Origin of the sequence: Pseudomonas sp. BC42 (genome assembly GCF_021560055.1) — a bacterium.
Taxonomy (GTDB): domain Bacteria; phylum Pseudomonadota; class Gammaproteobacteria; order Pseudomonadales; family Pseudomonadaceae; genus Aquipseudomonas.
The window spans coordinates 4265748-4283194 of the sequence record NZ_CP091067.1 but is presented as its reverse complement, the minus strand read 5'-3'; the positions used below and the strand labels follow the sequence as shown (position 1 = coordinate 4283194).

The following is a 17447-nucleotide window of genomic DNA, read 5'->3' as shown; positions in this document are numbered from 1 at the left end:
AAGTCCTGCCCAAGTGGATGGCCGAGGCAATGGGCTGTCCGGCAAACGAGCTCTCCACGCCGCAGGCGATTATGCACTGAGTACTCCCTCTACGGGATCCACACGCCCCGACAAGAGCCGAATGCAAGCACCCTGGTTGCGCTCGCCAGTTGATCAGCCCCCATCACTGAGCCGAGGAAAGCTCCTCCAACCGGTGTGGCCCCGAAGGGACAGTCAGCCGGCCTGGCCCTTGGCGAGGCAATGAGCGTTGACGAAGGTTGCAGTGTGCTGCAATGACTGACGTATATCCGGTTTGGCTATGCCATGCCTGCTAGCAAATTGCTCGACGGCTGCGGTATCAAAACGAGTGGTCTGGATGAAGTCCAAGGCTTCGGGTTGGGTATTCATGAATCGCGCGACGGGAGGAATGCTCAGTAGCCACTTCAGCAGTCGGAGCGAAACGTGATGCTTGGGAGACTTCAAGCCCAAAGGTTGTGCCACCTGCACCAACATTTCTCGCAAGTTGGGCGTTTGCGCATCCAGCGCCAGCAGTTCCTGGCCCGCCATGGCCGGATCAAAAGCACTCGCCGTCATCAGCTCCACCAGGTAGTCCACGGTGACCAGTGGCAGCCAGTGCCTGGCGGTACCGGGCACGGCCGTGAGCTTTCCCTGCACCAGGTTGCGTATCAGCGCCACCAGCGGCTGGCCGTCGAGGATATGCCCCGTGCGGCTGTGGCCACACACTGTCGCGGGGTGGACAACGGTCAGCTCTCCGCCCTTGGCGGACATGGTCTCCAGGGTCACAAAATGCGCTTCCAGCTTGCTCGCCTCGTAACCACCGACATGCCGGTAAAGCGCAGGCCAATCGGTCCGCTGCGGATGGTGAGGATCGATGCCGATGCGTCGCAGGTGTTCATGATTTTGCAGCATGTAGCCGCCGATCATCACCAACCGGCTGTTTTGCTCAGCCGCCAGCAGCGCCACGCGCTTGGCTCCTTCCACGTTCACCGCACGAGACTGTTCCAAGGTCAGCCCCCAGGCGAAGTGGGCACCCAGGTGGAAGACGACTCTGGCGTGCCTCAGCGCTTCTCGGTCGGCAGGACTCAGCCCGAGCTGATCCCGTTCCAGATCGCCGGCCACGGCCAATACCCGGGAGGCGCAGCCGCCCAAATGGTCGACTTGCTCCCGCAGTGCCGCGAGTCGCTCCGGGCGACGCATCAACACCCGAACGGTGTGACCTTTTGCACTCAGGTGTGCCAGCAAATGTTGACCGATGAAGCCGGTACCCCCGGTGACAAAGCACTCCACGCTCATTTCCCTGTTCCTTGTTGAAGGTGAGAAACCAAGCGTAAACTATCGACCCAACTCTATGGTCAAGTGGTGTTTTCATGAAAATTGGTGAAATCGAGGCCCGCAGCGGCGCCAGCCGCCATACGCTGCGTTACTACGAGCAAATCGGCCTGATCGCACCGCAGCGACGAACGAACAACTATCGTGTTTACACCGCGCAAACGCTGCAGGACCTGGACTTTATCCAGCGCGCGCAAAGCATGGGGTTTTCCCTGGGGGAAATAGGCGAGATTCTCGACGCGCAGCGCAACAAGCTGATCGACTGTGCCGAGGGCGCCAAGCTCATTGAAAAAAAGATGGCCGAAATCAAACAGAAAATCGCCAACTTCCAAAGCATCTATCGGTATCTGGACGAAGAGCGTGCAAAGCTCGAAGCCAGTGCTGCCGAGCAACTTGCGCTGCAGCGGTTGAACGACGCTTCCAGCTGAACGGCCCGCATCCAGCCATCGGCGTCGCCCCGCAGCAGTGCGTCATGCGCGGTCGACAGCAACAGGCCTGCCGAACCAGCACCTTTCCTGTGTGCTCAAGCCGGAAGCGGAGGTCGTGCTGGTTACCACAGGGCTCTGGCCGTAGTGGAGACCTAAGGTTTGGCCCGATCCCATCGACACTCCGCCAACCGCTGCACATCGGTTCCGCTCTTTTCTCGCCTGTCGATGTCGCCGTCGGCGTTCAGGTAGATATGGGTATGGGGCCATTGCGGGGTGATGCTGATGCAGTGATTACGCCCCGTGTTCTTGCTCCACCAGGAAAATTCCATGAAGAACTCGTCGTCGGGGAAGAGCACGCCATGATCGGTTGCGCCGCCTCCGGGAAGCATTCCTCCTTTATCAATCCGATCCTGGACATTCCAGATGTACCTGAGCTCATCCCGGCCGGCTTGGGAGTAGTGAACATTCACCCTTGGCAACGCGAAGTCCCAATGCGTGACCAGCCCAAACAGCAGCGGTATCCAGAGCAGCTTTACGTACCATGGCCGGCGCGTGCCTGCATGGAGGGGCCAGAGTTTCATCTCCATCCTTTGGGCGTATTTTTTTGGGGGGGCGTGGGTTGAGAGTGGAGACGGCAGTGTCGCAGCCGGTCGTTGTCCACTTCCGGCTGCTGGGCTGAATTGCCCTTAGCAATATTACGAAAAAATACAACGTTAAGACAGTCGATGAGTTGAAGGCTCTAACTAAAGGTGGCAGATCAACGACGCACAGGAATGATGGCGTTTTGAAGCATTCTGTAAGTCATGTAAACAAGTTATGAGTAGGCTAGAAATGGAAGATGGAGCCACACAATGATTGATAGTATAGAAGTTAAAGAGTTTGATGATCTGGAGGGGCAGTTGCTTGATGCGAATGTTTCTTATGGCGAGATGACGCGTGAGTACGCTAGTTATCTAATGGGTCTTATCCAAAGAGGTGAATTAAAATCTATTGCTGCCAGCAAGTTGGAAAAGTTGGTGCCGTTTTTGAAAGAGGCCATCTTGCGCGAGCGTATCGAAAGTGATGAGGTACTTCGAAAGAAGCTCACTGTCGATCTCTGGAAAATGGAGCAGCAAAGTCGCAAGGAAGATGAAGATTTTGCAAATTTCATCCGAGGTGTGCTCTATTGCTATGGTACAGAGGAGGTTTGGGAAGAGGAGGGCGATTGTCCAACCCCTATCTATCTTTACTTTTTGATCCTGAAAAAAATATTGCCGGGTCTGAGGAAAGATTTTATTAGTAGTTTTAATCGATTCCTTGGAGGGCGCAGCTAAGCCATTCTCTGTTTTTTTGTCGGGCTCAGATAATAATGGCTGGAGAGAATCTCTCCAGCATTACTTAGGCCAGAACTACAAAGATAGTGCAATCGGTTCATAAGAAGTTTTAATCGCAAGGCTCAAAACACAACCCCGGACTAATACACAATGCAGGTTGGACAATAGTGGGGGCGGCTTATGTTCTTGAGGGGCTACCGGGCATCTTGTAATCCGCGATCAATGAGTCAAACCTGGCCACCAAGCCGGCCGAGCCTGCTGCCATTGCAGCGGTCGACTCACTGGCGCGGTCAGCACCGTTCAGCGCCTTTGAAAATCACCTTGGCCCCGCTGAAGCGGGGCAGTCCGTGCGTTCTCCTCGATATCACCCGGCAAGTGGTGCCGATCCGTCGTACTGCTCAAGCAGCTGCTGTTCAAGGGTCACGATGGCCTGTTTAACCTGCTCAACACAGTCGCTCACCAGGGGCATGTTCAGGTCGGGGCTCTGACAGGCATCTTCCAATTGCCGGCAGCTCTCCACCAGTTGCTCGCCCTTGACGACTCGCGCAGCCCCCTTGATGCGATGCGCCAACTCGGACAGCTCCGCTGTTGCTTGGTCGCGGAGCAGTGTCTCCAGGGTCTGCAGGTCGGTGCGATTGTTGCTGAGCAGTTCACTGAGGATGTGTTGCAGCATGGTCGGCTCGCTGCCCACCAGGGTATGCAGGGACTCCAGGTCGAATACCTGTGGGGATTGGCTGCTGACGCGTTCTTCCGGCGGCAGGGGCGCGCGTTCCTCTTCCTCGACCTGACCCAGGGCCAACAGGCGCGCTTCCAGTTCATCCAGGCTGATGGGCTTGATCAGGCAGTCATTCATTCCGGCCAGTATGCAACGCTCCACTTCCTCGGGCTGGGCGTCGGCGGTCAGGCCGATGATCACGATCGGTTCGTGGTGGCTGTCGCGTTCATCCTGACGAATCGAGCGGGCCAGTTCGGCACCGTTCATGACGGGCATGTGGCAGTCGGTGATGATCAGGTCAAAGTCGTGCTCGCGCCAGAGCTTGAGTGCCTCCTGTCCATTCTTCGCTTCGATTACGTCGTGCCCGAGAAACGCCAGTTGCTGTCCCAGGACCTGACGGTTCACCGGGTGATCGTCCACCACCAGAATCTGCAGGCGGTACATCTGCCGTCGCTGAAGGTTAGGCACAGGTTCGGCGGCGGCCAGGCGCTCCAGCGCTTGAAGGCGAAGATCCACTTCCACCTGGGTGCCCTGGCCCAGGGTGCTGTTCATCGTCACAGTGCCGCCCATCATTTCGCACAGGGAGCGACAGATCACCAGTCCCAGGCCGGTGCCTTCGGTATTGAGCACATTGCGCTCGACCTGGGCAAAAGGTTGGAACAGGCGCTGCTGGTTGCTCGCAGAGATGCCTATTCCCGAGTCTTCGACCCGCAGTTTGACCTGCAACAACGACTGCTCCAGCAGATCGCCGGTGATGCTCACCTTGATGAAACCGGCCTCGGTGAACTTGATGGCGTTGCTCAACAGGTTGGAAAGAATTTGCTTGAAGCGCATGCCGTCTACCAGCACATCGCAATTGATGCTGGAGTCGATTTCGAGGATCAGGCTCAGGCATTTCTGTCGCGCCAGGCCTTCGAACACTCGGGCTGTTGATTCCACCAGCTCGCGCAGGTTGGCGCGTTTGGGTGAAAGGCTCAGGCGCCCCGACTCGATGCGGGCGATGTCGAGAATATCGCCGATCAGGTCCAGCAGGCTCTTGGCAGAGCTGTAGGCAATTTCGATGCTGGAGCGCTCAATCCGGTCGCTGTCGGCCCGTTTGAGCGCCAGTTCCAGAATGCCGATGATCGCGTTCATGGGGGTGCGGATTTCATGACTCATGGTGGCCAGGAACGTGGTCTTGGTGCGACTGGCCTGGTCGGCCAGGTTCTTCGCCTCTTTCAACTCCTGGACCAGATGGCGATGCTTGGTGATGTCCAGCCAGCCGCAGATAACGCCTTTGGTGACGCCATTGCTGTCCTGGAAGGGTTGGATCCAGTGATCGATCCAGACCTCCTTGCCCTGCAATTTGACCTGGTACACCGAGCTGATGGTCTGGCCGTCGCGCACCGCTTGCAGGTAGCTGTGATGCAGGTCGGATTGGGCCGAGAAATGCTCCTCGGGCAGCTGTTGCACGGATTTGTGCAGAACCTGGTCGGCGCTCAGGCCGACACTCTGCAGGTAGCTGCGGTTGCACGAGAGCATGTTGCCGTCCATGTCACGTATGTAGAGAACCGGAGGCATGTTTTCGGCCAGGGCCTCGATGAAGCGCAACTGGTCGTTCAGGGTTTTCTCGGCCTTGACCCGACGTCGCAGATAGAAGGCCCAGGTCAGGGTCAGCACCAGCAGGAGTGCCGCGGCGGCGATGATTTCGGCGATCAGCAACGCATAGTCGCGCCAGGTTTCGCCACTCATGCCCGGTGGTGAGCGCCAGTGGTTGGCGATGGCGTTCAGATCGTCCGCCGGAAGACTGAGCAGGGCCTTGTCGAGTATGGACTGCAGCTCCGAGTCGCTGCGGCGCAGGGCAAAGCTGGCGGTTGCCCGATTGGTGTGGATCAGGTCGGCGATGCTCAGGCGATTGTGAAACAGGCGGACAATGTAGTAGCGAGCGGCCGGCAACGACACCACGGCGGCATCGGCGCTGCCGTCATAGACCTTGTTCATGGCATCCAGGGAGGCGCTGGCCTCGATCAGTTGCGTGCGCGGATAGAGGTCGCGCAGATGTTGCAGGGTCACGTGACCTGATGGCACGGCAATACGCTTGCCTGCCAGATCTTCTGCTGTCAGCACCTGGTCCTGCATGCCGCTGGGGGTGATCAGGACAAAGGGACTGGTCAAGAAGGGCCGGGTGAAACGTAGCTTGTCCTCGCGTTGCGGGCTGGCCGTCATGATGGCCATGTCCGCCTCGCCGTTGCTCATGGCTTCAATCTGTTGCGGATAGCTGCCGTTGCGCACCGTCACCTGGAAATGCAGGCCGGTGCGCTGCGAGATGATCTCCAGCAGTTCGGCCGCGACTCCGGAGAACACCCCGTTGGCGTCGAAGAATGCCGCGGGGGCCAGGTCATCGTTGATGATCAGGCGTATCACCGGGTGACGCTCGATCCAGCGTGATTCTTCTGGGGTCAGCACAATCTTTTCGCCGGTGGGCACGAAACCGCTGCCAACCCAGCGCTGACTCAGATTGTTCAGTTTTTCCTTGCCGATGGCCTCGATGCTGCGGTCAAGGATGCGCTGAAGACGGGCGTTGTCCTTGTTGATCGCATAGCCATAGCCACCCGTCGCCAGGTCAACGAAGCGCTCGAACTTGAGAAAACCGTAGTAAGAGCGATTGATCTGGAAGTAGGCGCTGAGTACATCGTCCAGGTACATGTCGGCGTGACCGAATGCAGCAGCGGCCAGGGCTTCGTTGTGGGTGGGATAGATCATCAGGTGGGCACGAGGAAAGCGCGACTGCGCTTCGTCGCTGTGTTCCTTGACCACGGAGACTCGCAGCCCGGCCAGGTTTGCCGGGGACTGGCGCAACTCGTCGTTGCGCTTGAACAAGGCCAGCCGCCCATCGGCGAACGGTTGGGTGAACCTGAGCGCATCGCTGGATTGCCCGGGGCCGTTGTAGCTGCCCATCAAGTCGATCGAGGAGGCCTGCAGCGCCTGTAGGGCCTGTTCGCGGGTGGCGAAGGGAACCACCGTGATGCCGACTCCGAGCATCTGCCCGATCAATGAACTGACGTCCGCCGTAATGCCTTCGTAGTGACTGTCGTTGTAGTCGACATTGAAGGGGGGCGACTCTTGTACGACCACGCCGATTTTCAACTCCGACTTTTGACGCAGCCAGTGCCAGTCCTCTTGTTCAAGTACCAGCTCGCGGTGATCGAGACGCACCGCGCTGTACAGAGTATTGGGCAATAGCGGGGCTTGGGCCGCTGCCGTCTGAGGCGCGATGCTCACCCAGCAGATAAGTAGCCATATAAGTCGTAAGGGCATGGTGTCTTCAAACAATGGGGGAGGCTTGGTTGAGGCGAAAGCTCTGGAGGCACAGGGTGAAAATAGTAGCTGGCACTGCTTGCTTTGGCCTATCAATTTAAGTCGTTGGCGGGGTATTCGAGTGCTTGTTGCAATAGGCGATGAAGTGGCTTTCCGGCATGGGACGGGCAAATAGAAAACCCTGGGCAAGCGAGCCCCCCAACTTCACCAGTTGCTCTTGCTGTTCGTGGGTTTCCACTCCTTCGATGATCACTTTCATTCCCAGGGCGCTCCCCAGGGCCAGGGTATGGCGGATGATGGCGTGGCTTGCCGGGTGATGATTCATCTTGCGCACGAAGTTGCCGTCCAGCTTGATTTGGTTGACGGGCAGTTCGCAGAGGCGCTGCAGGGAAGCGAAGCCGGCGCCGAAGTCGTCCATGGCCAGACCGCAGCCCATCAGCCGTAGGCGCACCAGGTTTTCCAGGCTGTAGGCAGACGCCTCCATCACGCAGGTTTCGCTGATTTCAAAGGTGATGCAACTTGAAGGCACCTGGCAGAGCGTCAACAAGGAAGTGACCGACTCAGTCAGCGTCGGGGAGGACAGTTGCGAAGGGTGCAAGTTGAAGGAAAAGTTCAGCGCAAGGTTCTTTCTCGCCAGTTTGCGACGCAGGGCCAGGCCTTGATCGAACAATTGCCAGAACAGTCGATCCAGCAGGTTGTGCTCTTCCATGATGTTCAGGAAGTGTGACGGCGGCAGCACGCCCAGTTGAGGGTGGTTCCAGCGCGCCAGGGTTTCGGCGCCTTGCAGGATTGCGGTATCGAGGGTGACCTTGGGTTGGTAGTAGGGCTCGAACTCACCGTTGTCCAGGCCGCGCACCACATCACTCCGGCTCGGCAGCGCAATGCGCTTGAGCGGGCTGGCCAGATCATGGCGTAGGGACTGGTATCGGTTCAGCAACGTGGTCAGACGCTCCAGGTTGAAGGGTTTGCCCAGGCTTCCAAGATAATCCAGGCCCAGGCGCTTGATCATGGCCACGGCGGTGTTGCGCAGCGCCAGATCAATCTGGCTGCAAAGGATGACCGAGCGCAGTTTGCCGCTGTGACTGGCGAGACGAAGGAAGGCCAGGCCGTCCATGCCGGGCATCTTCAAGTCGCAGATGGCAATGTCCATGGCTTCACAACTTTCCAGCAGCGCCAGTGCCTGACTGCCACTGCTGGCTTCATGAATCTGTCCCGGTATCACTTTCCTTAATGCGGTGAGGGTGACCAGGCGTTGCAGGGGTTCATCTTCCACAACTAGAACGTTCAGGTGCTGCATTGCTGGCTCGCGTCGTTTATCCGTTGGGTATCTTGCTTAAGCCATTTGGGGTGGGTCTATTAGATGCATCTTCATGGCTTGTGGGAAATTTCCTACTGAAAAATCAGAGCATCTGATTTTTTCAATGATCATCAATCAGCACTTGTAACTCGGGTCGATTCCGGGGAATTTGCCCCGCTCGCAATGGCTGCCCGGCGGCAAGTTCTAAGGTGAAATGACATTTATGCACAGCGTATTAATAGTGGATGATCATCCCGTCGTTCGGCTGGCGGTGAAGGTTCTGCTGGAAAAGCACGAGATGCAGGTGGTGGGCGAAACCGATAACGGGCTGGATGCGCTAGAGCTGGTGCGTGAGCATGTTCCGGATGTGGTGATTCTGGATATCGGCATTCCCAAACTCGATGGTCTCAAGGTGCTGTCCCGGATCAAGGCACTGGGTTTGCCCACCGAGGTATTGGTGCTGACATCGCAGTCTGTCGAGAGCTTTTGCAAACGCTGCATCCAGCTTGGCGCTCGAGGCTTCGTCAACAAGGAAGAAGACCTGAGCAATCTGGTGGTGGCCCTGAACGCGGTGCTGGCCGGCTACACCTTTTATCCTTCCCAGGTGACCGATGTGTCCAGGTCGGCGGCCGAGCAGTTGTCCGAGACCGAGCTGATTGGCTCGCTGACCGATCGGGAAATGATCGTGCTGCAGTATCTGGCTCAGGGATATTCCAACAAGGCCATCAGCGAAAAGCTGTTTCTCAGCAACAAGACCGTCAGTACCTACAAGGCTCGCTTGTTGCAGAAGCTCGGTCTGGGCTCGCAAGTCGGCCTGGCGGAGTTCGCCAAGCGCCATGGGCTGATTCCCTGAAAGATGGCAAAGCGGCAATGCTGATACTTGGCCGCTCAGTTTGAACGGCCGGGTGGCTGTGCATCTTGTTAAGCAAGTTACCGAGTTGTTGCAGAGACTTTCCTTAGTTGTGTAGGAAATTTCGCAATGATAAAGGCCTTGCCTGTTTAATAGACTTTGTCGGTATCAAGAAACTTGACTGCAACTTTTATCATGATTAAACCACGCACGTTCATTGCGTTATTTTTTGCTCTTTTTCAGGCGCAGGCGATCGCAGCTCTGGCGCTCGGCAGTTCGCGGGTCATCATTCAGGCGCCGCAGACCCGTGCCGTGGTGATGGTGCATAACCGTTCCCCCCATAGCCCTTATCTGGCCCAGTCCTGGATCGAGGATGCGCAAGGGCACAAGCCTGAACGCTCGCCAGTGGTTGCCTTGCCGCCAATTCAGCGATTGGAGGCGATGCAGGGCAATCAGTTGAACATACGGGTGCTGCCACGGGTGGCCGATCTGCCCCAGGACCGCGAAACATTGTTTTATCTCAATGTGCGTGAAGTCCCGCCGCGCAGTGAAGGCCAAGAAGGCATTCAGATCGCTCTGCAACGGCGGATAAAAGTCATTTATCGGCCGCAAAGAATACGCCCGCTCAACGTCGGCATCACCAGTCCCTGGCTGTCCGCCTTGACCTTGTCCAGGCAAGAGAGCGGGCGTTTTCAGCTTAACAATGCCACTCCCTATCATGTGACCATCATCGAGGCCTTCAATGATGCGTCCGGGGCATCGCCTGTTGCGGACTTCAAGCCCATGGAAATACCGCCCTATAGCGCGCATCGCCTTGAAGGCAGGATCGCGCCGGGCGTTCAGCAGCCAGCATTGGTCTACATCAATGATTTTGGTGGGCGTGGGCAACTCAGTTTCGACTGCCGGGAGGACTCGTGCACCGTCATGAAAAACGCTACTCGTCCATGAGACGGGTCAGTCTGATTGGAGGGGCGCTGATCGGTCTGTCTGCTCTGTCGATGACGGGAAACGTACAGGCCGCAACTCCAGGTGGGCTGTATGTACTTGTACACTTTGAAGTTTTCGAGCCCGCCAACTGCAGCGTCAATATTCTTCAAACAAGAATAGATTTTGCCGAGGTCAAGACTGACGCTGTCAATGGTCGTGAGGGGGCGAGAAAAATTCCTTATCGGATCAGTTGCAGGAATTCCTCCCAGTCACCCGCACTCAAGTTGAAGTTTGTCGGTACTTCCGGTTTCAGCTCTGACGTGTTGTGGACCAATCTCAGCAATCTTGGCGTGCGCTTTCTGGTAGATGGCAAGCAACACCCCCTCAACAGAGAGTTCTCGGTGAACTACGCCTCTCCTCCGACGCTGGAGGCTGTGCTGGATGCGAAGCCTGGCAGCGTTTTGAAAGCAGGCGCCTTTGCTACCGGTGCCGTGCTAGTTATTACTCAGGAGTAAGCGCCCTGTGGCTATTTCCACTCTGGATAAAAGAAGCAAGATCAGCCTTTGTCCGTCGATGTTGCGATGGGCTCTTGCGGCAACATTTCTTTCGCTCAAGGCCTGGGCTGAGCCTGTTCCCCCTGGAACGCCGGACGGTGCCTGCTGGGGCCATAATCAGCTGAGCATTGAAATAAAGAACGGCGCTTTCACGTCCAATGAAAAGGGCGCGCTGTATGAAACCACCTATCAAACCATTCCCAGCAACTACGACGGTTGGTGCTATTCGGAAAGCGGCTCGCAGAACGCCAGCTATTTCAAGGCTGAGCTGAGTCAGACCTTGTCCCGGGTCGATAATGAGTTCTTCAGACTGACCGAAGACATCGATATGAAAATATTCGTCACCGGCAATAGTGCGCCGGAAAGCTTCATCCCCTTCAAGGACGCATTCAATGCGGGCGCCACTGCCGGGCCTTCCGGTAATGGCGTCACGCCGTTGCGCTGGGCAAATGCCGGCAACCAGGGCAAAGTCACTTTCCGTCTTCGACGCAAGGCCCTCGGCGGGGCAGTGTATCTTCCGCCCAGCGAGCTTTTTTCGTTCTTTCGCTATTCGCGACCGGGGCAGTGGAGCCCTCAACCGTTATACACACTGTCGTTGAAAGCACCGACCATCCTATCCGTTCCCGCTACCTGTGAACTCAATGACAATGGTAATAACTTTTGGACTCTGAAGCTGAAACAACCCATTGATAGCAGCAAGGTTCAAGATATCGGGGTCTATAACTTTGCATATGGCTATAACGCAGGTGGAAAGTTGACTCTTCGTTGTGACTCCGGTCAGCTTGATCCGGCAAAACTGTCTCTTGGTCTGATAGGCAGCCCCGGAGCACAGAGCAACGCGTTGGCTACATCAAATCCAGGGATCGATCTGGTGTTCTTTGCGCGTACAGGCAGTGGCAGCTATGTCGAACTAACGCCATTCCAGCAAACACCGTTGAATGGACTGGCAACGGCTGGACAGATTGAAATCCAGGTGACAGTACAGAAAACCTCGAAACCCATGTTGACCGGTCTTCACTCCGGGTTTGGCGTTCTGACGCTTACGGAATATTGATTTCTATTTGAAACAATACTTTTCAAACGCTGTTCGGGCTGATGTTTGCCAGGACGTCGCGTGTTCTTTTAGTGTGTTTCGAGTCAGTCGTTACATGTGCTAAGACAAGCTATAAGTTGGTTGGGAATTTTCCTACGCCCTTATCGAACCTTTCTTATCTTAATTTTTTTGCTTGGTAAATATACTTGTTCTCGGCACTTGCTAGTTGGCTGCGGTCTGGTCGACAAGTGGCATGTCATGGATATTACCTTGTAGTTTGTCCAGGTGATGCATAGTGCCGATATATCAAATGTGTACTAGTAGGGATTCTAAAATGAAATTCAGCAAAATGGCGGCAGCTATAGCGGCAGTTGTACTCGGTGGTACTTCGGTTTTGGCCATGGCGGCGGGCCAGGGCGGTGGAAAGGTCAACTTCAAGGGCAATATCAATGACTCTCCATGCTCGATTTCCAGCGGTTCTTTGGAGCAAGTCGTGGAGTTCGACTCCATCTCCAACAGCGCTCTGAAAAATGGCGGGAAGTCCGCTTTGAAGCCGTTTTCCATCAAGCTCAACGGCTGCGACCTGGGCTCGCTGAAAAGTGCCACCGTGACCTTCACCGGCGCGCCTTCGGCCGCCAACCCTGATCTCCTGGGCTTCCAGGGTGGCACTGCGAAGGGTGCGAGCCTGGCGATCGCTGATCGCAACGGCTCGCTGATCAAGCTGGGTGCCGCTTCCGATCCGCAGAACCTGTCCGACGGTGAAAGCGCACTGAACTTCACCGCCTACCTGCAAGGCGACATGCTGGCCCCTGAAACCGAGGGTGGGGAGCCGAAACCAGCCACTGTGGTAGCCGGTACCTTTGATACCGTCGCCAACTTTACCCTGGCTTATCAGTAACGTTGCGTGAGGTGCGGCCTGGATACGCAAGTGTGCGTATTCCAGGCGCACTGCCGATCTTCTCTCGATGGGGTCGCCGCCAGTCCTCTCGGATTTTCATTGTTTCGACGTGATAGGCCATGCACTGCCGTGGCGCTCGAACATGACGCTTGTTAATCCGTACTCAGCACTCTCATGTTGCCTTCAGACCTCTCAGATTTCGTTCGTGACAGTGTTGGGCACAGTGGTCGACCGATGCTGTTTGCTGGCTTGAGGAAGCGGACGAAAGAAGTTGTTGTCGTTGTAAGGGAAGTTAATCACGTGGTTCAACACCGGGTATGGGTCTTCACTACATTGTGGTGCATGGCCAGCTTGGCCAGTGCCGCCGAAGAGTTTCAGTTCAATACGGACGTGCTTGATCTCAAGGATCAACAGAATCTCGATCTCGGCTTGTTTGCCAAGGCTAACTTCATTTTGCCGGGGCAATACAGCCTGGTCGTTCATGTGAATCGCGATTCGTTGCCGGAAACGGTCGTGAACTACTTGGCGCCGGAAGATGACCCCAAGGGCAGTGTGGCCTGCATCTCTCCCGAACTGGTGGCGCAGTTGGGTCTGAAAAAACAACGGATCAAGCAACTTGCCTGGTGGCACCAAGGCAATTGTCTGGATATCAGCAGCATTCCCGGCATGACGGTGCGTGGCGACCTGGGCGCCTCTGCCTTGTACCTGAACATTCCCCAGGACGCCCTTGAATACAGCGCAAGCAACTGGGACCCGCCTTCGCGCTGGGATGAGGGCATTGGCGGATTTTTATTTGACTACAACCTCAATGCCCAGACCACGGATTACGCCGGGCCTCAGGCCAGCGACAAGCAGTTGACGGGTAACGGCACGACCGGTTTCAACCTCGGCGCCTGGCGCCTGCGGGCCGATTGGCAAGGGCAGATGCACAAGACCTCCGGCAAGCCTGGCCAGCGGCAATTCGCCTGGAGCCGCTACTACGCGTCGCGGGCGATTCCCGAGTTGCGCGCCCACCTCAGCCTGGGAGAAAACTACCTGGACTCCAACCTGTTCGGCAGCGTGCGCTACACCGGTGCCAGTCTGGCCACCAGCGACAACATGCTGCCCCCCAACCTGCGTGGCTATGCGCCGGAAGTCAGTGGCGTGGCGCGGACCAATGCGCGGGTGCTGGTCACGCAGCAGGGGCGCATTCTGTATGACACCCAAGTGCCGGCGGGGCCCTTTCGCATCCAGGACCTGAGCGATGCGGTGAGCGGCAAGCTGGATGTGCGCATTGAGGAGCAGGACGGCAGCGTTCAGGAATTCCAGCTGGACACGGCGAGCATTCCCTACCTCAGCCGCCCCGGCACGGTGCGCTACAAAGTGTCCGCCGGCCGGCCTTCGGACTGGGAGCACGAGCCCGATGGTCCGGAATTCGCCAGCGGCGAATTTTCCTGGGGCGTGAGCAATGGCTGGTCGCTGTACGGCGGAGGCCTGGGGGCGCGGGACTATCGCGCGCTGGCCGTGGGCGTGGGTCGTGACCTGATGGCCTTCGGCGCCCTGGCGGTTGACGTGACTCAATCCAATGCCCGCCTGGCTGAAATCGGCCAGCGCCAGGGCAAGTCCTATCGCGCCAGCTATTCGAAGCGCTTCGAGGATTACGACAGCCAGGTGACGTTCGCCGGTTATCGCTTCTCCGAGGAAGACTTCATGACCATGAACGACTTTATCGAGGCTCGTCGCCGTGGCCGGCTGAACAATCAGAGCAAGGAAATGTACACCGCGACACTGAGCAAGAGTTTTCGTGACCAGAACCTGAGCCTGTACCTCAACTACAACCACCAGACCTACTGGAACAATGCGCCGAGCGACCGCTACAGCCTGTCGCTGTCTCGTTATTTCAACCTGGGCGGGCTGAAGAACCTGGGCCTGTCGCTGACCGCCTATCGCAGCCAGAGCCATGGCGCGGTCGATGAAGGCGCCTATGTCTCGCTGAGCCTTCCCTGGGGCGACAGCGGCTCTCTCAGTTACAACGCCACGCTCAACCGTGGCAGCAGCGGTCACAACTTGAGCTATTACGACCGTCCGGATGAGCGCAACAGCTACATGCTCAGCGCCGGCACCGCCAGCGAGGGCAACACGGCCAGCGGCTACCTGAACCACGAGGGCAGCCTGGCCGATGTCACCGCCAGCGCCAGCTATCAGGCCGGACGCTATCGTTCCGCCGGTCTGTCAGTGCAGGGCGGGGCGACCCTGACCGCCGAAGGGGCGGCGCTGCACCGGATCACCACCCTGGGCGGCACCCGCCTGCTGCTCGATACCAATGGCGTGGCCGGGGTGCCGGTGCGGGGCAATGGCGCCAGCACCTATTCCAATCGCTTCGGCAAGGCGGTGGTGGCTGACATGAACAGCTACTACCGCAATCAGGCAAGCATCAACCTGGATCAACTGGCTGACGATGTGGAAGCCGGGCGCTCGGTGGCCCAGGCCACGCTGACCGAGGGTGCGATTGGCTATCGCCGTTTCGACATTGTTTCCGGGAGCAAGGGCATGGTCCGCATCGTCCTGCCCGACGCGACCACGCCGCCCTTTGGCAGCGGCGTGTACAACGCGCGGGGCCAGGAAACCGGAATCATTGGCGAGGATGGCCTGGTTTACCTCAGTGGCATGCAGGTCGGTGACCTGATGTCGGTGCAGTGGGACGGCAAGGCCCAATGCGATTTCATCCTGACGGAGCAGGTCAGTGCGGATGACCAGCAAGTGCAATTTGTCTGCGGGCCTGTAGCGGTCCGCGAAACCCGATCCCCCAGCAACAAGTTATAAGGAGTGGCCTCCATGCCATGGTTCGACCTGAAAAAAAGCCTGCTTGTCATCGGCCTGAGCCTGTTGGCTCTGGAGTCGGTACACGCTGCCATCGCCCTGGACCGTACCCGAATCATCTTCAATGGCAGTGAGAAATCGGTGAGCGTGGGCATCAGCAACCAGAATCCCCAACTACCGTACCTGGCCCAGGCCTGGCTCGAAAACGACAAGGAGGAGAAGATCAGCGGCCCCTTGGCCGTGCTGCCTCCAGTGCAACGGCTCGAAGCCGGATCCCGGAGTCAGGTGAGGATCCGGAAGCTGGCACAGGCAGGGCAGTTGCCCCAGGACCGGGAGTCGCTGTTCTACTTCAACTTGCGTGAGATCCCGCCGCGCACCGACAAGCCCAACGCCTTGCAGATTGCCCTGCAGACGCGGATCAAGCTGTTCTATCGTCCCGAGGCCATCGTCAGGGACAGCGGACAGAATCAGCTTCCCTGGCAGGAGCAACTGACGCTGTCCCGCGAAGGGGAGCGCTACGTAGCCCATAACCCGACGGCCTACTACGTGACCCTGGTTGATGCTCAGGTCCGCGTGGGCGGCGCATCCGTTCCAGACTTCCAGCCGGTGATGCTGGCGCCCTGGGGGCGCCAGGCGCTGAGCGTCAGCGCCCGGACCCTGGGCAACGCGCCAGTGCTGACGTATGTCAACGATTTCGGCGGTCGGCCGCAACTGGAATTCCGCTGCACGGCGGGGCAGTGCGTGGCCAGGCCGGTGGCCGATGCGAGCTGAGGCTGGCTTGAGACCATCGGGCGCGCTCGGGGTCGTTGTGCCCCTGGCTCGGTGGCTGGGCGCAAGGTTGGCAGCGCAGCCCGGGACGGGAGCGCAGCTGGGGGCCGGCAAGGGCAGGGGGGCGGAGGTGTTCATGGAACGCTGGTGGCGAAGGAAAGGCGGGTGCCAGGCTCTGGTCTGCGGCCTCTTGCTGCTCGGGTTGCCGGGTTTGGGCCGGGCGGCGGCGGATATGGCGTTCTTCGGGGTATTGATCGCGCCTCCTCAATGCACGGTCAGCGACAAGGACGCGCCGATCAGGGTGTCGTTCGGCAACGTGCAGCTGCGCAAGATCGATGGCGAGCACTATCGTCAGCCGATTCCCTATCAGATCAAGTGTCCGGGGCTGGTATCGCAAGACTCGACCTGGAAGATGCGCCTGACCTTCAAGGGCTCGGTGGCGGATTTCAACCCGGCGTTGCTGCGCACCTCGGTCAATGGCTTGGCCATCAAGCTGTTGCTGGGGGAGCGGGAACTGGTCCTCAACGAACCTCGGCAGATCAGCCTCGACAGTTTGCAGAAACCTCCGGCATTCGAGGCGGTGCCGGTGAAGAAGGTGGGAGCGCAGCTTGCGTTGAGCGAGTTCAATGCTTCCGGACTGTTGCTGGTCGAGCTGTATTAGGTGAAGTCATGAAGCAATTGCTCAACGGCTGTCTGTGCCTGTGTTGTGCCTGGCTGGCGGATGGTTTCAGCGCCCCGGCAGTGGCGGCGGACAACGTCTTTTTCAGCGGCCAGCTGATGGATCAGACCTGTACCCTGGAGCCTGGCTCGGAAACCCGGACGCTGGACTTCGAGGATGTGAGCCTTCAGGAGCTCTATCGCGACGGCAGAACCGCGAGCAAGGCCGTTGTCCTGAACCTGATCGACTGTGATGCCAGCGCCGGCAGGACCGAGGTCAAGGCGACCTTGAGCGGCCATGAAAGTGCGCAGATACCGGGCTTTCTGGAGCTCGACAGCGGCAGTCCGCAAGGCCTGGTGATTGGCCTGGAGGATGCAGCGACGCAGCCCTTGCCCCTGGGACGCACGCATTCCATTGGCCGGGTCAGCCAGGACGGCAAGCAGTCGGTCACCTTTCTTGCCTACCTCAAGGCGCTTCCCGATGCCCTGAGCGAACGCAGCATCGGCAAGGGGCAGTTGGCGGCTTCATTGACCTTCACCCTGAGCTACGAATGATGGCGCGTAGGGGGCGGGGCCCCCTGG

General features: G+C 58.1%; 16 protein-coding genes. 11 read left to right on the top strand and 5 right to left on the bottom strand.

Going from position 1 to position 17447, the window contains the following annotated elements:
* Positions 1–213: 213 nt before the first annotated feature.
* Complete coding sequence (locus L1O02_RS19145) at positions 214–1293, bottom strand: SDR family oxidoreductase (protein WP_060843188.1); 1080 nt, start codon at positions 1291–1293, stop codon at positions 214–216.
* Between the two features lie 74 nt (positions 1294–1367).
* Here L1O02_RS19145 and L1O02_RS19140 point away from each other — a divergent pair, with 74 nt between their 5' ends.
* Entirely contained in the window at positions 1368–1757 is a 390-nt protein-coding gene (locus tag L1O02_RS19140) for a MerR family transcriptional regulator (protein ID WP_060838676.1), read from the top strand.
* 152 nt (positions 1758–1909) lie between these two features.
* Here the strand turns inward: L1O02_RS19140 and L1O02_RS19135 are convergent, their stop codons facing one another.
* Positions 1910–2338 carry a hypothetical protein gene (locus tag L1O02_RS19135; RefSeq protein WP_082729224.1) on the bottom strand — a complete coding sequence of 143 codons (429 nt, stop codon included), beginning with the start codon at positions 2336–2338 and terminating at the stop codon, positions 1910–1912.
* A gap of 270 nt (positions 2339–2608) precedes the next feature.
* Between L1O02_RS19135 and L1O02_RS19130 the strand changes: the two genes are divergently transcribed.
* Entirely contained in the window at positions 2609–3070 is a 462-nt protein-coding gene (locus L1O02_RS19130; protein ID WP_235758496.1) for a hypothetical protein, read from the top strand.
* A 364-nt stretch (positions 3071–3434) separates the two neighbouring features.
* On the opposite strand, the gene L1O02_RS19125 is transcribed toward L1O02_RS19130, so the two are convergent.
* Positions 3435–7082: a transporter substrate-binding domain-containing protein gene (locus tag L1O02_RS19125; RefSeq protein WP_348636582.1), complete on the bottom strand. Its 3648-nt coding sequence runs from the start codon at positions 7080–7082 to the stop codon at positions 3435–3437.
* A gap of 97 nt (positions 7083–7179) precedes the next feature.
* On the bottom strand, positions 7180–8379 hold the full coding sequence (locus tag L1O02_RS19120) for an EAL domain-containing response regulator (RefSeq protein WP_235758492.1): 1200 nt from the start codon (positions 8377–8379) through the stop codon (positions 7180–7182).
* A gap of 223 nt (positions 8380–8602) precedes the next feature.
* Here L1O02_RS19120 and L1O02_RS19115 point away from each other — a divergent pair, with 223 nt between their 5' ends.
* The 5 genes from L1O02_RS19115 (at position 8603) to L1O02_RS19095 (ending at position 12641) form a co-directional block, all read left to right on the top strand.
* Positions 8603–9232: a response regulator transcription factor gene (locus L1O02_RS19115; protein WP_060838680.1), complete on the top strand. Its 630-nt coding sequence runs from the start codon at positions 8603–8605 to the stop codon at positions 9230–9232.
* Between the two features lie 192 nt (positions 9233–9424).
* The gene (locus tag L1O02_RS19110; protein ID WP_235758490.1) at positions 9425–10177 is read left to right on the top strand and encodes a fimbria/pilus periplasmic chaperone; all 753 of its coding nucleotides are present in this window, start codon (positions 9425–9427) and stop codon (positions 10175–10177) included.
* Positions 10144–10671: a hypothetical protein gene (locus L1O02_RS19105; protein ID WP_235758488.1), complete on the top strand. Its 528-nt coding sequence runs from the start codon at positions 10144–10146 to the stop codon at positions 10669–10671. The genes L1O02_RS19110 and L1O02_RS19105 overlap by 34 nt, the downstream gene beginning before the upstream one ends.
* A 7-nt stretch (positions 10672–10678) precedes the next feature.
* Complete coding sequence (locus L1O02_RS19100) at positions 10679–11764, top strand: hypothetical protein (RefSeq protein WP_129406701.1); 1086 nt, start codon at positions 10679–10681, stop codon at positions 11762–11764.
* A gap of 313 nt (positions 11765–12077) precedes the next feature.
* Positions 12078–12641, top strand: a complete 564-nt coding sequence (locus L1O02_RS19095) for a fimbrial protein (protein ID WP_060843196.1) — start codon at positions 12078–12080, stop codon at positions 12639–12641.
* 192 nt (positions 12642–12833) lie between these two features.
* On the opposite strand, the gene L1O02_RS19090 is transcribed toward L1O02_RS19095, so the two are convergent.
* Entirely contained in the window at positions 12834–13124 is a 291-nt protein-coding gene (locus tag L1O02_RS19090; protein ID WP_231979067.1) for a hypothetical protein, read from the bottom strand.
* Between L1O02_RS19090 and L1O02_RS19085 the strand changes: the two genes are divergently transcribed.
* From L1O02_RS19085 to L1O02_RS19070, 4 genes are all read left to right on the top strand, one after another.
* Positions 13032–15443, top strand: coding sequence for an outer membrane usher protein (locus L1O02_RS19085; RefSeq protein WP_232513261.1), 2412 nt, complete (start codon positions 13032–13034; stop codon positions 15441–15443). The genes L1O02_RS19090 and L1O02_RS19085 overlap by 93 nt on opposite strands.
* A 12-nt stretch (positions 15444–15455) precedes the next feature.
* A complete protein-coding gene (locus L1O02_RS19080) occupies positions 15456–16211 on the top strand; it encodes a fimbria/pilus periplasmic chaperone (protein WP_060843198.1) in 756 nt (251 codons plus the stop codon).
* Positions 16212–16344: 133 nt separating this feature from the next.
* Positions 16345–16869: a fimbrial protein gene (locus tag L1O02_RS19075; RefSeq protein WP_159426280.1), complete on the top strand. Its 525-nt coding sequence runs from the start codon at positions 16345–16347 to the stop codon at positions 16867–16869.
* A gap of 8 nt (positions 16870–16877) precedes the next feature.
* Positions 16878–17420: a fimbrial protein gene (locus L1O02_RS19070; protein WP_108542897.1), complete on the top strand. Its 543-nt coding sequence runs from the start codon at positions 16878–16880 to the stop codon at positions 17418–17420.
* Positions 17421–17447 lie beyond the last annotated feature (27 nt).

Bases quoted from the DNA above. Each gene is read 5' to 3' on its own strand.
- L1O02_RS19145 (WP_060843188.1), bottom strand. From the start codon at position 1,293: ATGAGCGTGGAGTGCTTTGTCACCGGGGGTACCGGCTTCATCGGTCAA.
- L1O02_RS19140 (WP_060838676.1), top strand. From the start codon at position 1,368: ATGAAAATTGGTGAAATCGAGGCCCGCAGCGGCGCCAGCCGCCATACG.
- L1O02_RS19135 (WP_082729224.1), bottom strand. From the start codon at position 2,338: ATGAAACTCTGGCCCCTCCATGCAGGCACGCGCCGGCCATGGTACGTA.
- L1O02_RS19130 (WP_235758496.1), top strand. From the start codon at position 2,609: ATGATTGATAGTATAGAAGTTAAAGAGTTTGATGATCTGGAGGGGCAG.
- L1O02_RS19125 (WP_348636582.1), bottom strand. From the start codon at position 7,082: ATGCCCTTACGACTTATATGGCTACTTATCTGCTGGGTGAGCATCGCG.
- L1O02_RS19120 (WP_235758492.1), bottom strand. From the start codon at position 8,379: ATGCAGCACCTGAACGTTCTAGTTGTGGAAGATGAACCCCTGCAACGC.
- L1O02_RS19115 (WP_060838680.1), top strand. From the start codon at position 8,603: ATGCACAGCGTATTAATAGTGGATGATCATCCCGTCGTTCGGCTGGCG.
- L1O02_RS19110 (WP_235758490.1), top strand. From the start codon at position 9,425: ATGATTAAACCACGCACGTTCATTGCGTTATTTTTTGCTCTTTTTCAG.
- L1O02_RS19095 (WP_060843196.1), top strand. From the start codon at position 12,078: ATGAAATTCAGCAAAATGGCGGCAGCTATAGCGGCAGTTGTACTCGGT.
- L1O02_RS19090 (WP_231979067.1), bottom strand. From the start codon at position 13,124: ATGAACGACCAGGCTGTATTGCCCCGGCAAAATGAAGTTAGCCTTGGC.
- L1O02_RS19080 (WP_060843198.1), top strand. From the start codon at position 15,456: ATGCCATGGTTCGACCTGAAAAAAAGCCTGCTTGTCATCGGCCTGAGC.
- L1O02_RS19075 (WP_159426280.1), top strand. From the start codon at position 16,345: ATGGAACGCTGGTGGCGAAGGAAAGGCGGGTGCCAGGCTCTGGTCTGC.
- L1O02_RS19070 (WP_108542897.1), top strand. From the start codon at position 16,878: ATGAAGCAATTGCTCAACGGCTGTCTGTGCCTGTGTTGTGCCTGGCTG.